Raw genomic sequence first — 15,935 nt, 5'->3', positions numbered from 1 at the left:
ATTTTATCAAATTCATAAGCATTTGCAAAATTATTTGGTATCAATAAAATGGAAGCGCATATTTTTTCACCTAAAACTATGGCAAAATAATTGTAAGTAGTGATTGGACATAGTTACCTAAAAATAAGCCAATTTCTTTAAATATTGCATAAAAGGATTTGGAATTTGTATCATCGAGGTCACAAAAAAATCCTATTTGTAAAGAAATGGGATTTTTTATGTCTTTTTCATAACTGTTTAGTATATTTATTCACTATCACTTTCAACATAAACCTTTGAGAGCTAGAAGCTCACACAAATAGGAGGATTCAAAGAATTTTCTCGCTTATAAAGGGGTGTTAAAAACCATTTAATCTATAATAATTTACTATTTTTTTGGTTTTAAAAGCCATTTACTTGCTAACCAAGTCAATAAAAGAGGTGATGTCATTGCTAAAAAATCAAATATATAAAGTGCAATAACTCCTCCTGCATCAAGTGATGCATATGCCCCAAATAAAATAATGTGACCAATTAAGCCTGCAGTCAAAGTTGCCGCCATTGCCCATCCACCCATTACTTTCCATTTTAAGCAAGCACGACTCATCAATATAGTTACAGGAATAAATAAAAACATACTGGTAATTGTACCGCCGCTAACATAATAATATAAAGGATTTCCCGATGATAGCCAACCCCCAATATGAAGGAGTCCGTTAGCTAAAATGAGGCCATATGGAGCTAATGCAACCATTGGGTTTGTTTTGTAGAATTTCCAAGCTCCAAGCATTGCCATCATAAGATAATATTCACAAGCCAATAATGCTGTAAAGGAATTGGACAATTTGGATAAACTCCATACCCTACTTTTTGACAAATCATATCCGCAAAAGGATGATGAAGAGAATGCACATCATAATAAAGCGCATATTCTTCAAATTGATGAATCATATACATTGGCGCCGCAACCCAAGCATACCAACCTGCATCTTGCCAACGAGGTTTGTTCAAATCGCTTCGTAGCAAATCTGTAAAAAACAATAGGACAAAAAATACAATTGCCATTCCTAAACCTATCCATGACCAAGCAAAGTCAAATTTTATTACGAAATCTTCCATATTTATTTAATTTTAAATTATGATGCAAATTCGTTATAAAAAGAATACTTCAAATCAAATTAATTTGATTTCACTAGCATTATACTTCTAATTTAAGTTGTTCTACACGTTTTGTGTTTTAGACTGCTAAGCCAAGTAGGTGTAATACCCATAAAACTGGCAATATCTTTCGATTGAAATCGCTGGAACAGAAAACCATAATGCTCTAAAAGCCACTTTAAAAATTCTAAGCTGGTTAAGCCTGTGAGGTGATTTTGAAATTGTATAAGACTTTGGATATAAAGCAATGTGTTTTGATACACCTGTTTGGCGTAAAATGGATATTTTAAAATTGCATTTGAAACAAAATCATAAGGAATAACAACTGCTCTGATGTCTTCATTAACTTTTGCATAATGATTAACAGAGGAATGATCAATTCCAATAAAAGAATTTCCTGCAAAAGGCAAAAAGCTCTCCGTATGAAACATAATTGCTTTTTCTCCTCCGTCAGGCGTAACTACGAATTGTACTAAACTACCACTTATAATTAGGAAAATTTGTTTTGTGTTACCGGCTGTAAATAAAATTTCACCCTTAGGAACTTCAACGTACATTGCTGTTGCTTCAATTTCATTTAAAAAATCCTGTGTAATGTCATTTTTGTAGTATTCATTGAATTTTTGTAAAATATTTGACGGCAGCATATTTTTCTATTTATTACAAAGTTTGCTATGTTTAATTTAATCGTTTAAAATTACAGATAATTAATAATAAACAATACCTATATTACATTATTCAGCAGATTTTTTTCTTTATAATTATATAACATTTTTCTACAAATTTTACATAAAAAATGCACTTGAGCAGCAATCCCTCACAGGAAATCAAAACCAAATTTACAAAGCCAATGAAAGACAGACACTACATATAATAAGCCAATTTCTTCAAATTATCCAAAAAAATGTTGAAATTTGTCTAGTCGGCGTCACGAATAAAAATCCCATTTCTAACGAAATGAGATTTTTTTTAATTTTTGAAACACTAGGTTTTAATTCAAAAAATGGCTTTATCTTTGAGCCTTTAGAAAAATTAATATTCGTTATGGAACAGAAAATACATCAGGGAAAAAACGTAAAACGTTTCAGAGAAATGCTTAACATAAAGCAGGAAGCTTTAGCTTATGATCTGGGAGAAGAATGGAATCAAAAGAAAATTTCTATGCTGGAGCAGAAAGATGTAATTGAAGAAAGCCTTCTGAAACAAATCTCTGCAATATTAAAAATTCCTGTTGAAGCTTTTCAGAATTTTGATGAAGAAAAGGCAATAAATATTATTTCTAATACATTTGACAACGGTTCAATTGGTTATCAAAATAATGACACTTGTACATTTAACCCCATAGAGCAAGTGCTAAAATTGCACGAAGAAAAAATTGCCTTATACGAACGTATGTTGAAAGAAAAAGATGAAATGATGGTGAGGCTTGAAAAATTGATTAATAAATAATTATTCATTTAAGATATATTAAAACAAAAAAGAGACTTGAAAGTCTCTTTTTTGTTGTTTTGAATAATATTTACGGGGCGAATTCGGAAGACATTCTAATAGCTTTCCTTAAAAATCTTCGAAAAGATGTTTTTCAATTTTAAAAAAGAGTATTAATTGATTTCTTCAAATCAGTTTATTTTAATTTACTATATGCTTCTAAAAGAAGGGATTTATTCCTCTCCAAGTAAGTTTTTAGCGATTCAGGCTCAATTCCTAAACCTTCTGCTTCTTTAGGGTCAACTTTGTACCCTTCCACATTCTGCCAGATAAAAGCTTCGGTTCCCCATTTAAACAATCCGCTTTCGACGGCTTGCTCATCTGTTATACTAATGGCCTCAAATTGCTTACCAGTAACGCTTGAAAGCGCATCTGCAACCTCTCCCATTGTAAGTGAATCTCCCACTATAGCGAATTCTTTCTTGTTGAATTTGTCAGGCTCTGCAAATGCCTCAGCTGCAAAACGACCAATATCTTCAGGAGACACCCAGTCTATTTTTGTATCCGGCGCAGTTGGACTAATTATTTTACCCTCAGAAATAGTAGGAAACATCCATTTATTTTTAGGAGGAAGCAGATTCACCATGATAAACGGCGGTTTTATGATCGTCCAAAAAGTAAATCCGGCATCTTTAACAGCGTTTATAGCTGCAGCTTTCTCTTCCCAGTAAAGCGGCTCCCACCTGCCTTTATCCCAGTCCGCAAAGTTTTGATGATCTCCCGCGCGGGCAACAGAGGTGTGGACTATCTGCTGAATCCCGGCGGCTTTTGCTGCGGCAACCAGATTTTTTGCATGTCTAGTTTCCTCTCCTTTATTCCCAGGATGGGATCCCATCTGCATCGAGAATACGCCTGTTGCACCTTTAGCGGCTTCAGTCAGACTTTCTAAATCATCGAACGTCGCTTCAGCTAATTCAACATTCCTTGAAGCGAGTGCTTTTGCAGCTTCACTGTTTTTATTTCGCACAATAGCCCTCACCGCTATATTTTTAGCTAATAATGCTTCAATCACTGCTCCTCCCTGAGTACCTGCCGCGCCAGCTACCAGTATTAATGATTTATCTTTCATATTTTTATAATTTAATTTTTTGTAAATTTACGTCCTAATTGGTTTACAAAAGATACCAGTTACCTAAAGGATGCCAGATATACAAAAAGATAATTCAGAAAATGCACAGCAGATCAAGCATTTGCAGGATGCTCTATACGTGATAAGCGGGAAATGGAAACTCCCCATATTGACAGCTGTGCACCAGGGTAACAGCCGATTCCGTGACATACAGCGGAGTGTAAACGGCATTACAAGTAAAGTCTTGTCAAAGGAACTTAAAGAACTCGAACTAAACAAGCTCATTTTGCGCAGGGTCTATGATGACTCACCTCCGACCGTTGAGTATACGGCTTCTGTGTATTGCGATACGCTGCACAATATGATCTCCGAAATGATTGAGTGGGGTAAAAACCACCGTGACAAGATCAGGGAAGTTTAATAAATAATAGGACTGCTTTGTTGTTAGAGATAATGTAGTCATGATCAGCTGAGTATAACAATATTTAATTCCCATAACTCAGCAAGGGTCTTTTATTTAATCAATACAATATTGGTTTTAGCATACTGGTTAATTGCAATTTTCACCTGATCAAAACTAGGTGCTGAGAGTCTTGGTTTATAATTTTGAGAAAATCCAAATCCTTCTGTCGGGTAACCAATCATATTTTTATCACATTTTCCGTTATTATTCAAGTCTTGATAAACAGCAATAGCGTAATCGCCATCCGGTAGGTTTTTGAACGTGTAGACCACTTTATTTTCTGTAGCTTTTACTTTTGCGGTGGCAATCTGTGACTCATTATCAAGAAAACCCTTCTCTTTATCGTACAATCCCAAAAAAACAAATCCTTTGCCGGGTTCTACGCCCGATACTTCAACGCTGAAATTATGTTGTGCAAATAATGCCGAATTAACTGTTAAAAGTACTATCAAGCTTATCATTTTAATTTTCATAACTTATATTATTTAGTATTTAAAATAGAACATTTTCTAGCTTCTCTTTCTCTAATTGGTTAAAAAAGTGATTCATTTTTTTTACATTCCCTTTTTTAAACGCTTGGTAGGGTTCTGACTGTGAGAGCAGCCATTTTTTTATAATACTTTTAAAAATGAAGGTGATTTTTTTTTGGAGAGGATGAATTTTCTGGCGGACCATCTCGAAATAATCGTTCAAATTTTGCTGTCGAAAACCCAGAATATTATCTAAATCTTCACCATCTTTTAAAATCCCGCAGTGAAAATTCTTCTCTGCAAACGCCTTTTGTGGAAAATCAGCTTCGCCTAAGCCAAATTCAGTAAACATTTTGTCTAGAAACGATTCATAAGTAATAACACAATCCTCTCCTCCTCCCAAATTGAATATTTGCTTCTCTAGTTTTTTTTGGTTTTCAATTGCTTTAGCAAAAGCTCTACCCGTATCTTTTGGCGTGCAGATTTCCATTGGCGTATCCAGCGGCATGTGAAACATCAATTTGGATATCTTATGATTCCCCATAATAGCGGCCAGACGAAAAATACTCCATGATAATTTGGATTTCCTAATCAAGGACTCACACAATACCTTTGTTTCTCCATACTGATCTCCTGGACTGGGTTGCAAAATATCAGTGATACATATCTGGGGATTCTTCATTCGATCGCCATAAACTGAAATACTGGAACTAAAAATCAAATAACAATCTGGTGAGTTCTTCTCTAAAGCATAAATAAGATTTTCGGTCCCTCTCACATTTACACTGTAAGCCATCTCTGGATCTATATCTGCAAGAGGTGGAATGACCGCTGCCAAATGGATAGCTACATCCTTATTTTGGGCAACTTTTAGCACTTCTTGTTGATTGCTGATATCGCCATACATAATCTCTACACGAGATCGAAAGGGAGCCAGTTTTTTCACCGAATTTTGGGTTTTTAGATCAAAAACCGTTATTTCATAATCCGTATGCTTAACCAGATGCTGCAAGGTTTCAATTCCTACGGTTCCAGATGCACCGGTGAGCAGTATTTTTTTTCGTGATATCTTATTTTCCATTTTTTTTAATTTATCATTTATCCTCTTCAATCCGCTTAAATTTTGATGAAAAAGCTATATTTGTTATACAATATGTTCAATATTTAACGTTGTGTTCTTTTTGATTACTACGTAAAACTAGCAAGGACGAATATATTTGCTGTTTCAAAAAAGGATGTTACTGTACATTAGCGAACAAAGACTAATGTTTTTGTAGCGTATGTAAAATAATTTGTGATGGATTTAAGAAAAGACAGAAGGGTTCAGTATACTAAAAAAATATTGCATGAGGCATTATTTAGTTTATTGAACGAGAAGGAATTGAGGGAAATTACCATAACAGAACTATGTAAAGCAGCCGATGTCAACCGCAATACATTTTATCGACATTATAATATTCCGCTGGATATACTGCTTGAAATAGAAGATGATGTTTTTGACAAACTCTCAGCGGTTTTGCGTACAAGCACCAATATGGATGAAGTGATACTGCTCAGCTGCCAGTTACTGGAAAGCGATAAGCAGATGAGTAAAATTGTGTTTACCAAAGCGGATGGAAGCGGAATTCTGTCGCGAATACTTAGAAGTGTTCGGAATAATTTTCCAGTTGAAAATCAAATAGAACTTACTGCCGAAGTAAAGCCTTTTGCTGAAATGGCATACCAATTTGGAGAAAAAGGAAGTATTGCTGTCATCAAAAATTGGATCGAAAATGATTTCTCAATTCCTGCTGAAAGTATTGCACAAATAATAAGTTATCTGGTAAATAAACTCAATAAATTGTAGTCGTAATTCCAAAATAATTTTTGCTTGTACTTAATTTGAAAAAGCAGAACCTTGAGGAAATCAAGTTCTTGTTTCAGGAAAAAATGTACACAACAGATAAAAAAAGTCTGCCAATTTCAAATAATAAACAATCCCGGAACTATCCATACAAATTTTTTATCTCTGACATAACAAAGGTACTCTGGGTACTCCCTATACTTTCAACTGATCCCAATTTATTAAACACAAAATCCTGATAATGCTTCATATCTTTGGCAGAGACTTTCATTAAAAAATCGTAATCACCTGATATATTGTAACATTCCACAACTTCTTCTATTTTCATAATATCACTAACAAACTGATTCCCGATATTACGATCGTGCTGTTTAAGTTTGATATTACAGAAAACGATAAATCCTCTATTTAATTTTTCTGCATCCAGCAGGGCTATATATTTCTTAATGTAACCGCTGTTTTCCAATCTCTTAATCCGCTCAAAAACTGGCGATGCTGAAAGATTTACCATCTTAGCAAGTTCTTTTACAGTATATTTAGAATTATCGTGTAATATATTTAATAACTGAAGATCGATATCGTCTATTTGTTCCATAGAATATTTTGGTTTAATTTATTTCTAAAACAGAATAAAATTCTTCAAATATAACCAAAAACAATACAAAAATCTTATTTTATAAAAATTAAAAACATAACATACTGCAAAGTTTATGTTCACAGTATAAAAATCTAAAAGGCACTATTTTTACAGCAGGAACGGTAATCTTTGGTGCCCTTTATCGAAAAAAAAGATAAAGGGCCAAACCATAAACAAAATTATACTTCTTTTCGTCGAGCCATACCCTGAGCAATGATGCTGGCGGCAATCAATTGTAAGGCATGGTAAAGCATTAGAGGCAGCAATACGATGCCGGTGATGGTACTGTGCTGAAAAAGTACTTTTGACATAACGGTGCCGTGTACCAGTGACTTTTTAGAACCACAGAATAAGACAGTAATTCGGTCTTCATCTGAAAAATCGAGCAGGTGGCTGAGTATTCCAACACAAAAGAATACGGCAAAAAACAACGCCATCATCCCTGCAGCGAGTCCGGCAAGTTCAAGGGCGGTGAAGCCTTCAAAAAGATGTTCGGAAAATGACTTGCAAAACGACGTGTAAATAATCGTGAGAATAACTGCCTGATCGAAATATTTGAGCTGTTTCTTGTATTTTTCGGCAATGGCGCCGAAACGCGAATTGAGGCTTATGCCAATAATGACAGGCAGCAAGACTTGAAGAATCAATTTTATGACGATTTGAGTAACATCAAAATCGCCTGTCGCAGAAGCTATAAACAGCCCAACCCAGAGCGGCGTAACCACTACTCCGATCAAACTGGAAATGCTTGCATTGAAAATGGCTGCGGGAATGTTTCCCTTAGCGATCGAAACCATGACCACCGAAGAGGAAACTGTAGACGGTAATGCTGCCAGAAAAAATACACCCAGCCAAAGCAGCTCGAAACCATTATTGACAAACAACGGGCGAAATGCCAAAACAAGGAGCGGAAAAAACAAAAAGGTTGTCAACTGGACGACAATGTGCATTTTCCAGTTGGAAAGTCCGGCTTTTAGTTTATCAACACTCAGTCGCATGCCATAAAACAAGAAAATCAAGGAAACGCCAGCGTTGGCAATCTCCTCCAGCGAAACAGGTTCTTTGACCATACCTGGCTTTGGCAAAAAATAAGCCATCAGAATCATGGTGGCTATCATTAACAGGAAACCGTCGAAACCTGCTTTTTTTAATACTTCTAATAATTTCTTCAATGTGTTTTAAATATTATTCCTCCGTGGAGGCACGGACATCATTATTAATACATTGAGACTAAATCCCAAGTTCTTTGCGTATAATTTCTGCTCCTGCGCTTAAGGCACTTAACTTGCCTCTGGCTACGTCCCGAGATAGCGGGGCCATACCGCAGTTTGTAGAAGGGTAAAGATTTTCGGCATCTACAAACTCAAGAGCTTTACGCAGAGTAGCAGCGACTTCTTCTGGTGTTTCGATAGTGTTTTTTGCCACATCAATGGCACCGACCATTACTTTTTTACCGCGAACCAGTTCCATTAAATCTAAAGGCACATTGGAGTTGTGACATTCTAAAGACACGATATCAATTTTAGATTTTTGAATTTTCGGAAAAATTTCTTCGTATTGTCGCCACTCAGAACCTAATGTCTTTTTCCAATCAGTATTGGCCTGTATTCCATAACCATAACAAATATGAACCGCAGTCTGGCAGTGCAAACCTTCAATAGCTCTTTCTAATGCTGCCATTCCCCAATCGTTTACTTCATCAAAGAACACATTAAATGCAGGTTCATCAAACTGAATAATATCTACCCCTGCGTCTTGAAGTTCTCTTGCTTCTTCATTGAGTGCTTTCGCAAATTCCCAAGCCAATTTTTCACGGCTTTTATAATGGTCGTCGTATAAGGTATCTACCATTGTCAGCGGACCTGGTAATGCCCATTTTATAGGCTTATTTGTCTGTTTACGTAAAAATTTAGCATCTTCAACAAAAACTGCTTTTTGACGTGCAACCTCACCTACAACCACTGGAACACTCGCGTCATAACGGTTACGGATTTTTACTGTTTTACGATTTTCAAAATCTACACCGCTTAAATGCTCGATAAAAGTCGTTACAAAATGCTGGCGAGTCTGCTCACCGTCACAAATGATATCTAGATCTGCCAATTGCTGTTCCTGCAAAGAAATGCGCAACGCATCTTGTTTTCCTTCAAGCAGCTGATCGCCTTCTAATTTCCATGGTGACCAAAGTTTTTCGGGTGGTGCAAGCCAGGCAGGTTTGGGTAAACTTCCAACAATAGAGGTAGGTAATAATAATTTCTTCATAATAGTATAATTTTAAGACGTTGTAATCAATTAAAGGGTAAAATTAGCAGACCATTGTTCCAAGAGACTTTTGTAAGGCTTAATGAAATGCTCTTCTGCATATTTACCCTGTTCAACTGCCAATCGGCTGCGCTCTTCGCGGTCATAATCCACGCGGGTAAGTGAATAATCTTCATGTTTAAGACTAGGTTGATAGATTTTCCCAGCCACCGAATTTGCATTGTAAATTTCAGGGCGATAAATCTTCTGGAAAGTCTCCATCGTACTGATTGAACTGATTAATCCAAGATCAGTATAATCAGCAAGTAAATCTCCGGAATGATAAAAAGCCATCGGTGCCACACTATTTGCAGGCATGAAAAAACGAACCTTTAAGCCCATTTTAGAGAAATATTCATCAGTGATAGAATACTGATCCTGAAGATACTCAAAACCCAGAACCGGATGCTGATACTCAGTGCGAGTATACGTTTTGTTGCTCGATACACTTAGACAAATGATCGGTGACATCTTAAAGTGCTCTTTATAAGTGGCTGAATTGACAAAACACTTATAAAGTTTTCCGTGCAAATCACCAAAATTTTCAGGAATAGAGAAAGTAGATTTATTTTTATTGTGATCGATCAATAAAATACTGAAATCATAATCACGAACATAAGACGAAAAATTATTTCCGGCAATACCTTCGATACGCTGGCTGGTCTTGCGGTCAAAAATATTCGTTTTTAAAACTTCAATCAACGGCAGATTGTTACTACCATTCTTATCATCAATACTCATCGTTACTGTAATAATTTCAAGTTCTACAAGATAACGATCCCCTTTTGGATTATCCACATGAGCCAATGCATTGAATCGATTGTTAATCATATTTAAGGCATTACGTAAGTTTTGCCGGCGATTACCTCCTCTAGCCAGATTTGCAAAATTGGTTGTCAAACGCGTTTCACTTGAGGGGTGATAGTTTTCATCTAAACAAGTGCTCTTTAGGGCGAATGCAAAATCATTCTGGATTGTATTCTGGATGCTTTCAATATTCTGCTTTTTGTTTAGTACCCTATCTTCTTGTATGTTCGCTTTCATATGATGACAATGTTTAGTTTTTTTACCCTGCAAATTTGAATATAAAAGATTAAATATTTTTATTTATATAAAAAATCAGTTAATTATTCTTTTAATCTATATTTTCAAAGATTATTAATCTTTAAACAAATATAATAATGAAGAAAAACAGATAAATATTCTTTAGTGACCTTAAATAATTTATTTGGAGTTTCTCAGAGCACTTTAAAAACTCGAAAAAGAAAACAATATCATTTATCTTTGTCAAAATTTAAGATAGACATAGTAATGAATTTGATAGAAAATTTAAAATGGCGCTACGCCGCAAAAGCTTACAATAACATTAAAGTTACAGAAGAGAAGATCGATCAGATCTTAGAGGCTATAAATCTTTCAGCATCTTCTTGTGGTCTGCAATCTTACCGTATTTTTGTAGTAAGCAACCCGGAAATCCAAAAGAAATTAGGTGCTGATTCGTATAATGGACAAATTAGCTCTTGTTCTCATTTGTTGGTTTTTGCAGCATTTAATGATATGACTTCGACTTACATTGACGAATACATGGCAATGACAGAAAAACAAAGAGGTCTTGATGCTGGTGCCTTATCAAAATTTAAAAATGGACTGCATTCCTATTTCAGCGCTATTAACACAGAACAAAAAGCGCTTTGGGCGGCCAAACAAGCTTATATTGCACTAGGAACTGCACTTATTGCTGCAGCAGAATTGAAAGTGGACGCTACTCCTATCGAAGGATTTAATGCCGCCACTATCGATGCCGTTTTGGGTTTGAAAGAAAAAGGGCTGCATTCTACAGTTATCCTCGCTTTAGGATATCGGGATTCGGAAAAAGACTATATGGCAGCTACGAAAAAAGTTCGTTTGCCTATAGATGAAATGATAACTAAGGTTTACTAATATTATTAGATGTGTTAATTATTACGGTAAAAGTATACGTTTAACCTTGTAAACTTTGATACTTTTTCTGCCACAAAAGCGCAGCCAATTATACAGTTTTTATCCTACATAAGTTTTGTGGCAGAATCATCGCGCATTGCATTGTGAAAATCAGCGAAGTAATAATCTATAAGAATAGGTTCGAAACTGTATTACTAAATGTATAATACAAAATTTTCTGATTCCACTAAAGCCATTTAAAGTCTCATAATACTCTCCAAATTTTACTATGAATAATTCCCTCATTATTTATAATTAGTAAAACTAACTTGTTTTTCTTAAGGCAGTACTAAATTTTATTATAAAAAAATTTATTAAGAGCTATTACATCTTAATAAATTTAATAATGCATATATGTTTTGGCACTTATGATACTTACAAATGAAATTATAAAACAATTATCTTAAAGTTAACGCTGACTATAAATCATTGAAAATCATAGCAATCCTATAATATTCCTGTTTTATAATATAACGGCTATGTTTCCTGTCCATGGTAACTTTGAATAAACCATTAAAATTAAAAATCATGGAAGATATAAACAGAACAGGAAAAGAAGATAATACACAAATTAATATCTCCGAACAAAGCGAAATCCAGCAATGGGCTGAAAAGTTAAATGTACCTGAGGAAATATTAAAAGATGCTGTGAGGGCAGCCGGAACATCTGTAGAAGAGGTAGTTGAACACCTTAATGAAAATCCACCTTCCAGAGAAAGTGCCTCTGAAGCGGTTCATTTGAAAGACGGTCCGTGGCATGATGACCGCCAAAATAGCCACCATCAATATCCAGAAGGGAAAACCATTGAAGAGGCAACAGATCCTTCAAAATTATCACAGCTTTAAACTTCTAAAAGCAGTATTATAGAGATCTATTGTTTTATTTTTCCACAATTATATGCATTAAAGTTTTTGATGAATAAAGGAAAATTAAAAAATTATAAATAAAACAATTAAACACAATACAAACTTTAATATTAATACTAAAATAAAAAATTATGTCTAGAGAAAATTACGACAGCTACGATGAGGACAAACGTAGCTATCAGGCAGCAGATGATTCCATAAATTCAGAACTTTTGGAGAAAAAAGATCCGGCCATCAACCAGCATGAAAACGACACAACCGGTATTCATAGCGATACTTCAAAACACCCAAATCCCCGCCCGGATGAGCGTGATCCGGATGCAGACAGAAGAACCCTTGACGAAGAAAAAGCTGTCGAGGATGAAGACGAAGACAATTAATGTCTTGCTTATTGGTTGCTATTTCAGAGTTTTTATGCCTTTAAACGATATAAAACTCGATTTTGAACATGAATCAGCTTTATAGTAAAGCAGCTTGAATCGCTTGGGAATAGCTTAGATTGAAATAAAAAGATTTAAAATCTTGAAAAACTAAAAAAAACCTGAAGAGAATTTAGCATCCTTATAGGCTGCAGGTTCTCTTCAGGGTTTTATACCTTTCGGTCTGGCATTTTGAGGCTTTTATTGTATTTTTTTTCTAATACTAAAAAAAATATGATAAACGACAAAATACGGCTCCTTTCAGAATACCGTATTTATCAAACTAATTCAAATTAAAAAAACTACAAACTTGCTTTCACTTCACCGCAAGTCAGCATATTTTTGGGATAATAAGGATTTTTAATTTCTTTACTATCACTTGTCCATACAGCACCTGTCATTGGGCAGACCTGCAGGTATAATGCTGCATCAGCTGCTTTGAATTTTGAAGCTGCTTCCCAGTATTTCACAGAAAGTGTTTCAAAAATTTTGCGCTGTTTATTAATATTTTTAGTTGATGCCATTTCAGCTGCTAAATCTGAAATTGCTTTTCTTGTTATTGTCGCTGCATTCATTTGTTCTAAACTCAGCTTTTTAAATTTGAAGTTCTTTAAAGAATTCCTTAAAGCTTCTGCGTTTTTTACCACCGCTAAACTATCTGAAGTAATTAAACTGTTTTTTAAAGCCAGATAATTTTTAGTAATTTCCTTTTTCTGCTCTTCTCTTTTTTGAACCAATTCTGGCGCTACTTCTTGTTTTGATGTTAGCTGGGCCTGAGTCAGACCGCTTAAGAAGATGAATACGATCACTAATACTTTTTTCATATCGTTGTAATTGAGTTTAATTTTGTAACTATTTTGTCCATTTCGATCAAGATTGCTTCGTAATGATCTTTACTTAAACCTGATGTTCCGTTCATTAACTTAACAACATCATCTCTTAATTTTACTAAGTGCTGTTTCGCGTACAATCTCACATCGCTGCGCTGCGCTGTATTGGCTGCTTTTCCAGGCTCTAATTCTTTTGGCAGTAAAAGCATGCCTAATTTTTCGACATAAGCGCGCTGCAAACTTCTTCTGTAAAAATCTTGTTTTTCGTCACCGCTGAATTTTACCCAAACCGTCTGTTCCAGATCATTTAAAAACTCTGGAACTGTGTAAGCTCCTTCAAACTGTATGGCTTTCACGCTAATGTTGTAAAGCATTCCGGAACTTAAAAGCATATTTAAAACCTGATTCTGCTGATCTGATATTTGGTCTGCCGTTTTCAACGGAATAAGCTGTTCAATTTCCTTTGGATACATCCACAATGGTGCTGTAAACAATTGTCTGCCAACATAATCAACAGCTGCCTTTACTTTTGCTTTTGGAATTGGCTGATAAACCGCTCCTTTTTCGTCAACCGTTCTTTTGGTTACATAATTATTGCCAATATTTTTCAATACATGATACAAATAGCGGCTATATTGCGATACAACTGCTTTATGCATATCTGACAGGTTATCGTAAGCATCGTTTGGCTGATAGGTCCATTCAACCAGATTTGGAACTACTCGTTTTAGGTTTTTAATTCCATAATCGCTTGCCTTTACAGAATCGTCTCCCAAATCTTCTGACTGACTGCGAGGATCTTCGTCTTTTCCTTCTCCTCCAAACCATAATTTAGGATTAGCCGTTAAACTGTCTGTCGTTAATTTAGAAAGGATCTTTTCTTCTTCAAACTCATCTTCAGCGTTTGGATAATAGGTATAACCCCATTTTACAGCCCATTTATCGTACATCCCTATTCTTGGGTAAATTCCTTTTGGACTAATGTTATCTTCCGGCTGCGCTACATAATTAAAACGGGCATAATCCATAATAGAAACGGTATGACCATTTTCTTCCACCCATTTTTTATCACGAAGTTTTTCTACAGGAGTCGCACTGCTCGCCCCCATATTATGACGCAGACCAATGGTATGCCCAATTTCGTGCGAAGAAACAAAACGAATTAATTGTCCCATCAATTCATCATCCAAATGCATTTTTCTGGCTCTTGCATCTAATGGTCCAGCCTGAATCATGTACCATCTTTGCACTAATTTCATCACATTATGATACCATCCAACATGGCTTTCCATAATTTCTCCGCTTCTCGGATCGCTGATTCTGGGACCATAAGCATTTGGTGTTTCAGAAGCCAGATATCGTACTACAGAATATCTTGCATCTTCCAAACTCATTGCTGGATCATTTTCCGGCCATTCTTTACCTATAATTGCATTTTTAAAACCTGCAGCTTCAAAAGCTTTCTGCCAATCGTTGATCCCTGCAATTAGGTATGGACGCCATTTTTTTGGTGTTGCAGGATCAATATAATAAATGATCTGTTTTTTTGGCTCGACCAATTCGCCTCTTAAATACTTTTTGATGTCTTTCTCTTTAGGCTCTAAACGGTAACGCTGTACAATAAATTTTTTCTGTGCGCTTTGTTCATCATCATCAAACAAAACATATTTATTAGCAAAATACCCTACTCTTTCATCAAAAAAACGTTTACGCATTGGCGTTTTTGGAAGCAATACAATTGAAGTATTTAATCGCAATGTAATACTGCCGCTGCTTGCTGTAGAACTTGTATAGGTCTTTGTTGTCTTGACTTCTATATTAATCGGATAGGTATCTATACTTTCAATAAAAGATTTATCATCGGCAAGAGAAGTTAATTTTTTCTCTGTTTTTTCTTTGCCTTCAATAGCAAACATTGCGTTGTCTTTCTTGAAAACATCGGTTACATCGATAACCACATTTCCGTTATCCGGATTAGTTGTTTTGATTGGAAAAGCCGCAACAATTGGATTTTCATTGCTTCCCGCCAATGCTTTTGCCAGCATCGAGTCAGCAGAACGAACATCTTGCCTGTACTGTAATGATCTTAAAAAAACAGTATTATTTGCCCCTTTTTCAAAATAAATAGTCTGCTCGTTGGCCTTCTCCCCTCCAAAAATTCCCATTCCTTCCGGAGTCGAAAGATAACGGGTTACTACCAGCATATAACGATTAAACAAGCTGTCTGGAATTTGAAAATAGTATTTCGTATCGACCTGACTTACCATAAAAAGACCCGACTTGCTTTTGGCCTTATCTGTGATCACTTTATTGTAAGCCTGCATTCCTTTTGGCTGCGTGCTGGTGCTGTCGGCTTTTTTTTCCGGAGTTTGGGCAAAACCATGCTGTCCAAAAGACAGCATGATCAGCATTATAAATAATTTCTTCATCT

The 15,935-nt window shown here is 35.4% G+C and carries 18 protein-coding genes; 6 read left to right on the top strand and 12 right to left on the bottom strand.

Features of this window, described 5'->3' with window-relative positions:
* Positions 1-367: 367 nt before the first annotated feature.
* From PQ462_RS10815 to PQ462_RS10805, 3 genes are all read right to left on the bottom strand, one after another.
* Positions 368-778 (bottom strand): hypothetical protein, encoded by a 411-nt coding sequence (locus PQ462_RS10815; RefSeq protein ID WP_274253484.1) that lies wholly within the window; start codon positions 776-778, stop codon positions 368-370.
* Positions 775-1,098, bottom strand: coding sequence for a hypothetical protein (locus PQ462_RS10810; RefSeq protein ID WP_274253483.1), 324 nt, complete (start codon positions 1,096-1,098; stop codon positions 775-777). The genes PQ462_RS10815 and PQ462_RS10810 overlap by 4 nt, the downstream gene beginning before the upstream one ends.
* Positions 1,099-1,190: 92 nt before the next feature.
* Positions 1,191-1,784, bottom strand: coding sequence for a Crp/Fnr family transcriptional regulator (locus tag PQ462_RS10805; protein WP_274253482.1), 594 nt, complete (start codon positions 1,782-1,784; stop codon positions 1,191-1,193).
* A gap of 397 nt (positions 1,785-2,181) precedes the next feature.
* Between PQ462_RS10805 and PQ462_RS10800 the strand changes: the two genes are divergently transcribed.
* Positions 2,182-2,586, top strand: coding sequence for a helix-turn-helix domain-containing protein (locus PQ462_RS10800; protein WP_274253719.1), 405 nt, complete (start codon positions 2,182-2,184; stop codon positions 2,584-2,586).
* 175 nt (positions 2,587-2,761) lie between these two features.
* Here PQ462_RS10800 and PQ462_RS10795 read toward each other — a convergent pair whose 3' ends face one another.
* A complete protein-coding gene (locus PQ462_RS10795; protein WP_274253481.1) occupies positions 2,762-3,694 on the bottom strand; it encodes an NmrA/HSCARG family protein in 933 nt (310 codons plus the stop codon).
* 70 nt (positions 3,695-3,764) lie between these two features.
* Between PQ462_RS10795 and PQ462_RS10790 the strand changes: the two genes are divergently transcribed.
* Positions 3,765-4,115, top strand: a complete 351-nt coding sequence (locus tag PQ462_RS10790) for a winged helix-turn-helix transcriptional regulator (RefSeq protein ID WP_035644047.1) — start codon at positions 3,765-3,767, stop codon at positions 4,113-4,115.
* 92 nt (positions 4,116-4,207) lie between these two features.
* Here the strand turns inward: PQ462_RS10790 and PQ462_RS10785 are convergent, their stop codons facing one another.
* Both PQ462_RS10785 and PQ462_RS10780 read right to left on the bottom strand, forming a co-directional pair.
* Positions 4,208-4,630: a DUF2141 domain-containing protein gene (locus tag PQ462_RS10785; protein WP_274253480.1), complete on the bottom strand. Its 423-nt coding sequence runs from the start codon at positions 4,628-4,630 to the stop codon at positions 4,208-4,210.
* A 19-nt stretch (positions 4,631-4,649) separates the two neighbouring features.
* Positions 4,650-5,708 carry an NAD-dependent epimerase/dehydratase family protein gene (locus PQ462_RS10780; RefSeq protein ID WP_274253479.1) on the bottom strand — a complete coding sequence of 353 codons (1,059 nt, stop codon included), beginning with the start codon at positions 5,706-5,708 and terminating at the stop codon, positions 4,650-4,652.
* A 216-nt stretch (positions 5,709-5,924) separates the two neighbouring features.
* On the opposite strand from PQ462_RS10780, the gene PQ462_RS10775 reads away from it, so the two are divergent.
* On the top strand, positions 5,925-6,473 hold the full coding sequence (locus PQ462_RS10775) for a TetR/AcrR family transcriptional regulator (RefSeq protein ID WP_274253478.1): 549 nt from the start codon (positions 5,925-5,927) through the stop codon (positions 6,471-6,473).
* 139 nt (positions 6,474-6,612) lie between these two features.
* On the opposite strand, the gene PQ462_RS10770 is transcribed toward PQ462_RS10775, so the two are convergent.
* The 4 genes from PQ462_RS10770 to PQ462_RS10755 form a co-directional block, all read right to left on the bottom strand.
* Positions 6,613-7,065, bottom strand: coding sequence for an Lrp/AsnC family transcriptional regulator (locus PQ462_RS10770; protein WP_095929232.1), 453 nt, complete (start codon positions 7,063-7,065; stop codon positions 6,613-6,615).
* 221 nt (positions 7,066-7,286) lie between these two features.
* On the bottom strand, positions 7,287-8,279 hold the full coding sequence (locus PQ462_RS10765; protein ID WP_274253477.1) for a bile acid:sodium symporter family protein: 993 nt from the start codon (positions 8,277-8,279) through the stop codon (positions 7,287-7,289).
* Between the two features lie 58 nt (positions 8,280-8,337).
* On the bottom strand, positions 8,338-9,369 hold the full coding sequence (locus tag PQ462_RS10760) for a methionine synthase (RefSeq protein WP_253784733.1): 1,032 nt from the start codon (positions 9,367-9,369) through the stop codon (positions 8,338-8,340).
* 30 nt (positions 9,370-9,399) lie between these two features.
* Positions 9,400-10,452, bottom strand: coding sequence for a DUF1852 domain-containing protein (locus PQ462_RS10755; RefSeq protein WP_274253476.1), 1,053 nt, complete (start codon positions 10,450-10,452; stop codon positions 9,400-9,402).
* Positions 10,453-10,719: 267 nt separating this feature from the next.
* Here PQ462_RS10755 and PQ462_RS10750 point away from each other — a divergent pair, with 267 nt between their 5' ends.
* The 3 genes from PQ462_RS10750 to PQ462_RS10740 all read left to right on the top strand — a co-directional run bounded on the left by PQ462_RS10750 (position 10,720) and on the right by PQ462_RS10740 (position 12,635).
* On the top strand, positions 10,720-11,349 hold the full coding sequence (locus PQ462_RS10750) for a nitroreductase family protein (protein WP_274253475.1): 630 nt from the start codon (positions 10,720-10,722) through the stop codon (positions 11,347-11,349).
* 540 nt (positions 11,350-11,889) lie between these two features.
* The gene (locus tag PQ462_RS10745) at positions 11,890-12,234 is read left to right on the top strand and encodes a DUF3606 domain-containing protein (RefSeq protein WP_274253474.1); all 345 of its coding nucleotides are present in this window, start codon (positions 11,890-11,892) and stop codon (positions 12,232-12,234) included.
* 152 nt (positions 12,235-12,386) lie between these two features.
* Positions 12,387-12,635: a hypothetical protein gene (locus tag PQ462_RS10740; protein ID WP_274253473.1), complete on the top strand. Its 249-nt coding sequence runs from the start codon at positions 12,387-12,389 to the stop codon at positions 12,633-12,635.
* 341 nt (positions 12,636-12,976) lie between these two features.
* Here PQ462_RS10740 and PQ462_RS10735 read toward each other — a convergent pair whose 3' ends face one another.
* Positions 12,977-13,498 (bottom strand): DUF3347 domain-containing protein, encoded by a 522-nt coding sequence (locus tag PQ462_RS10735; RefSeq protein WP_274253472.1) that lies wholly within the window; start codon positions 13,496-13,498, stop codon positions 12,977-12,979.
* The gene (locus PQ462_RS10730; protein ID WP_274253471.1) at positions 13,495-15,933 is read right to left on the bottom strand and encodes a zinc-dependent metalloprotease; all 2,439 of its coding nucleotides are present in this window, start codon (positions 15,931-15,933) and stop codon (positions 13,495-13,497) included. Before PQ462_RS10730 ends, PQ462_RS10735 begins: the two co-directional genes overlap by 4 nt.
* Between the last annotated feature and the right edge of the window lie 2 nt (positions 15,934-15,935).

It is taken from the genome of Flavobacterium sp. KACC 22758, assembly GCF_028736135.1.
In the GTDB taxonomy this organism is placed as follows: domain Bacteria; phylum Bacteroidota; class Bacteroidia; order Flavobacteriales; family Flavobacteriaceae; genus Flavobacterium; species Flavobacterium johnsoniae.
This window is presented reverse-complemented; position numbering and strand designations above follow the sequence as displayed.

Excerpts from the sequence above, each read along its gene's own strand:
- PQ462_RS10815 (WP_274253484.1), bottom strand. The coding sequence starts at position 778 with ATGATGGCAATGCTTGGAGCTTGGAAATTCTACAAAACAAACCCAATG.
- PQ462_RS10810 (WP_274253483.1), bottom strand. The coding sequence starts at position 1,098 with ATGGAAGATTTCGTAATAAAATTTGACTTTGCTTGGTCATGGATAGGT.
- PQ462_RS10805 (WP_274253482.1), bottom strand. The coding sequence starts at position 1,784 with ATGCTGCCGTCAAATATTTTACAAAAATTCAATGAATACTACAAAAAT.
- PQ462_RS10800 (WP_274253719.1), top strand. The coding sequence starts at position 2,182 with ATGGAACAGAAAATACATCAGGGAAAAAACGTAAAACGTTTCAGAGAA.
- PQ462_RS10795 (WP_274253481.1), bottom strand. The coding sequence starts at position 3,694 with ATGAAAGATAAATCATTAATACTGGTAGCTGGCGCGGCAGGTACTCAG.
- PQ462_RS10790 (WP_035644047.1), top strand. The coding sequence starts at position 3,765 with ATGCCAGATATACAAAAAGATAATTCAGAAAATGCACAGCAGATCAAG.
- PQ462_RS10785 (WP_274253480.1), bottom strand. The coding sequence starts at position 4,630 with ATGAAAATTAAAATGATAAGCTTGATAGTACTTTTAACAGTTAATTCG.
- PQ462_RS10780 (WP_274253479.1), bottom strand. The coding sequence starts at position 5,708 with ATGGAAAATAAGATATCACGAAAAAAAATACTGCTCACCGGTGCATCT.
- PQ462_RS10775 (WP_274253478.1), top strand. The coding sequence starts at position 5,925 with ATGGATTTAAGAAAAGACAGAAGGGTTCAGTATACTAAAAAAATATTG.
- PQ462_RS10770 (WP_095929232.1), bottom strand. The coding sequence starts at position 7,065 with ATGGAACAAATAGACGATATCGATCTTCAGTTATTAAATATATTACAC.
- PQ462_RS10760 (WP_253784733.1), bottom strand. The coding sequence starts at position 9,369 with ATGAAGAAATTATTATTACCTACCTCTATTGTTGGAAGTTTACCCAAA.
- PQ462_RS10755 (WP_274253476.1), bottom strand. The coding sequence starts at position 10,452 with ATGAAAGCGAACATACAAGAAGATAGGGTACTAAACAAAAAGCAGAAT.
- PQ462_RS10750 (WP_274253475.1), top strand. The coding sequence starts at position 10,720 with ATGAATTTGATAGAAAATTTAAAATGGCGCTACGCCGCAAAAGCTTAC.
- PQ462_RS10740 (WP_274253473.1), top strand. The coding sequence starts at position 12,387 with ATGTCTAGAGAAAATTACGACAGCTACGATGAGGACAAACGTAGCTAT.
- PQ462_RS10735 (WP_274253472.1), bottom strand. The coding sequence starts at position 13,498 with ATGAAAAAAGTATTAGTGATCGTATTCATCTTCTTAAGCGGTCTGACT.
- PQ462_RS10730 (WP_274253471.1), bottom strand. The coding sequence starts at position 15,933 with ATGAAGAAATTATTTATAATGCTGATCATGCTGTCTTTTGGACAGCAT.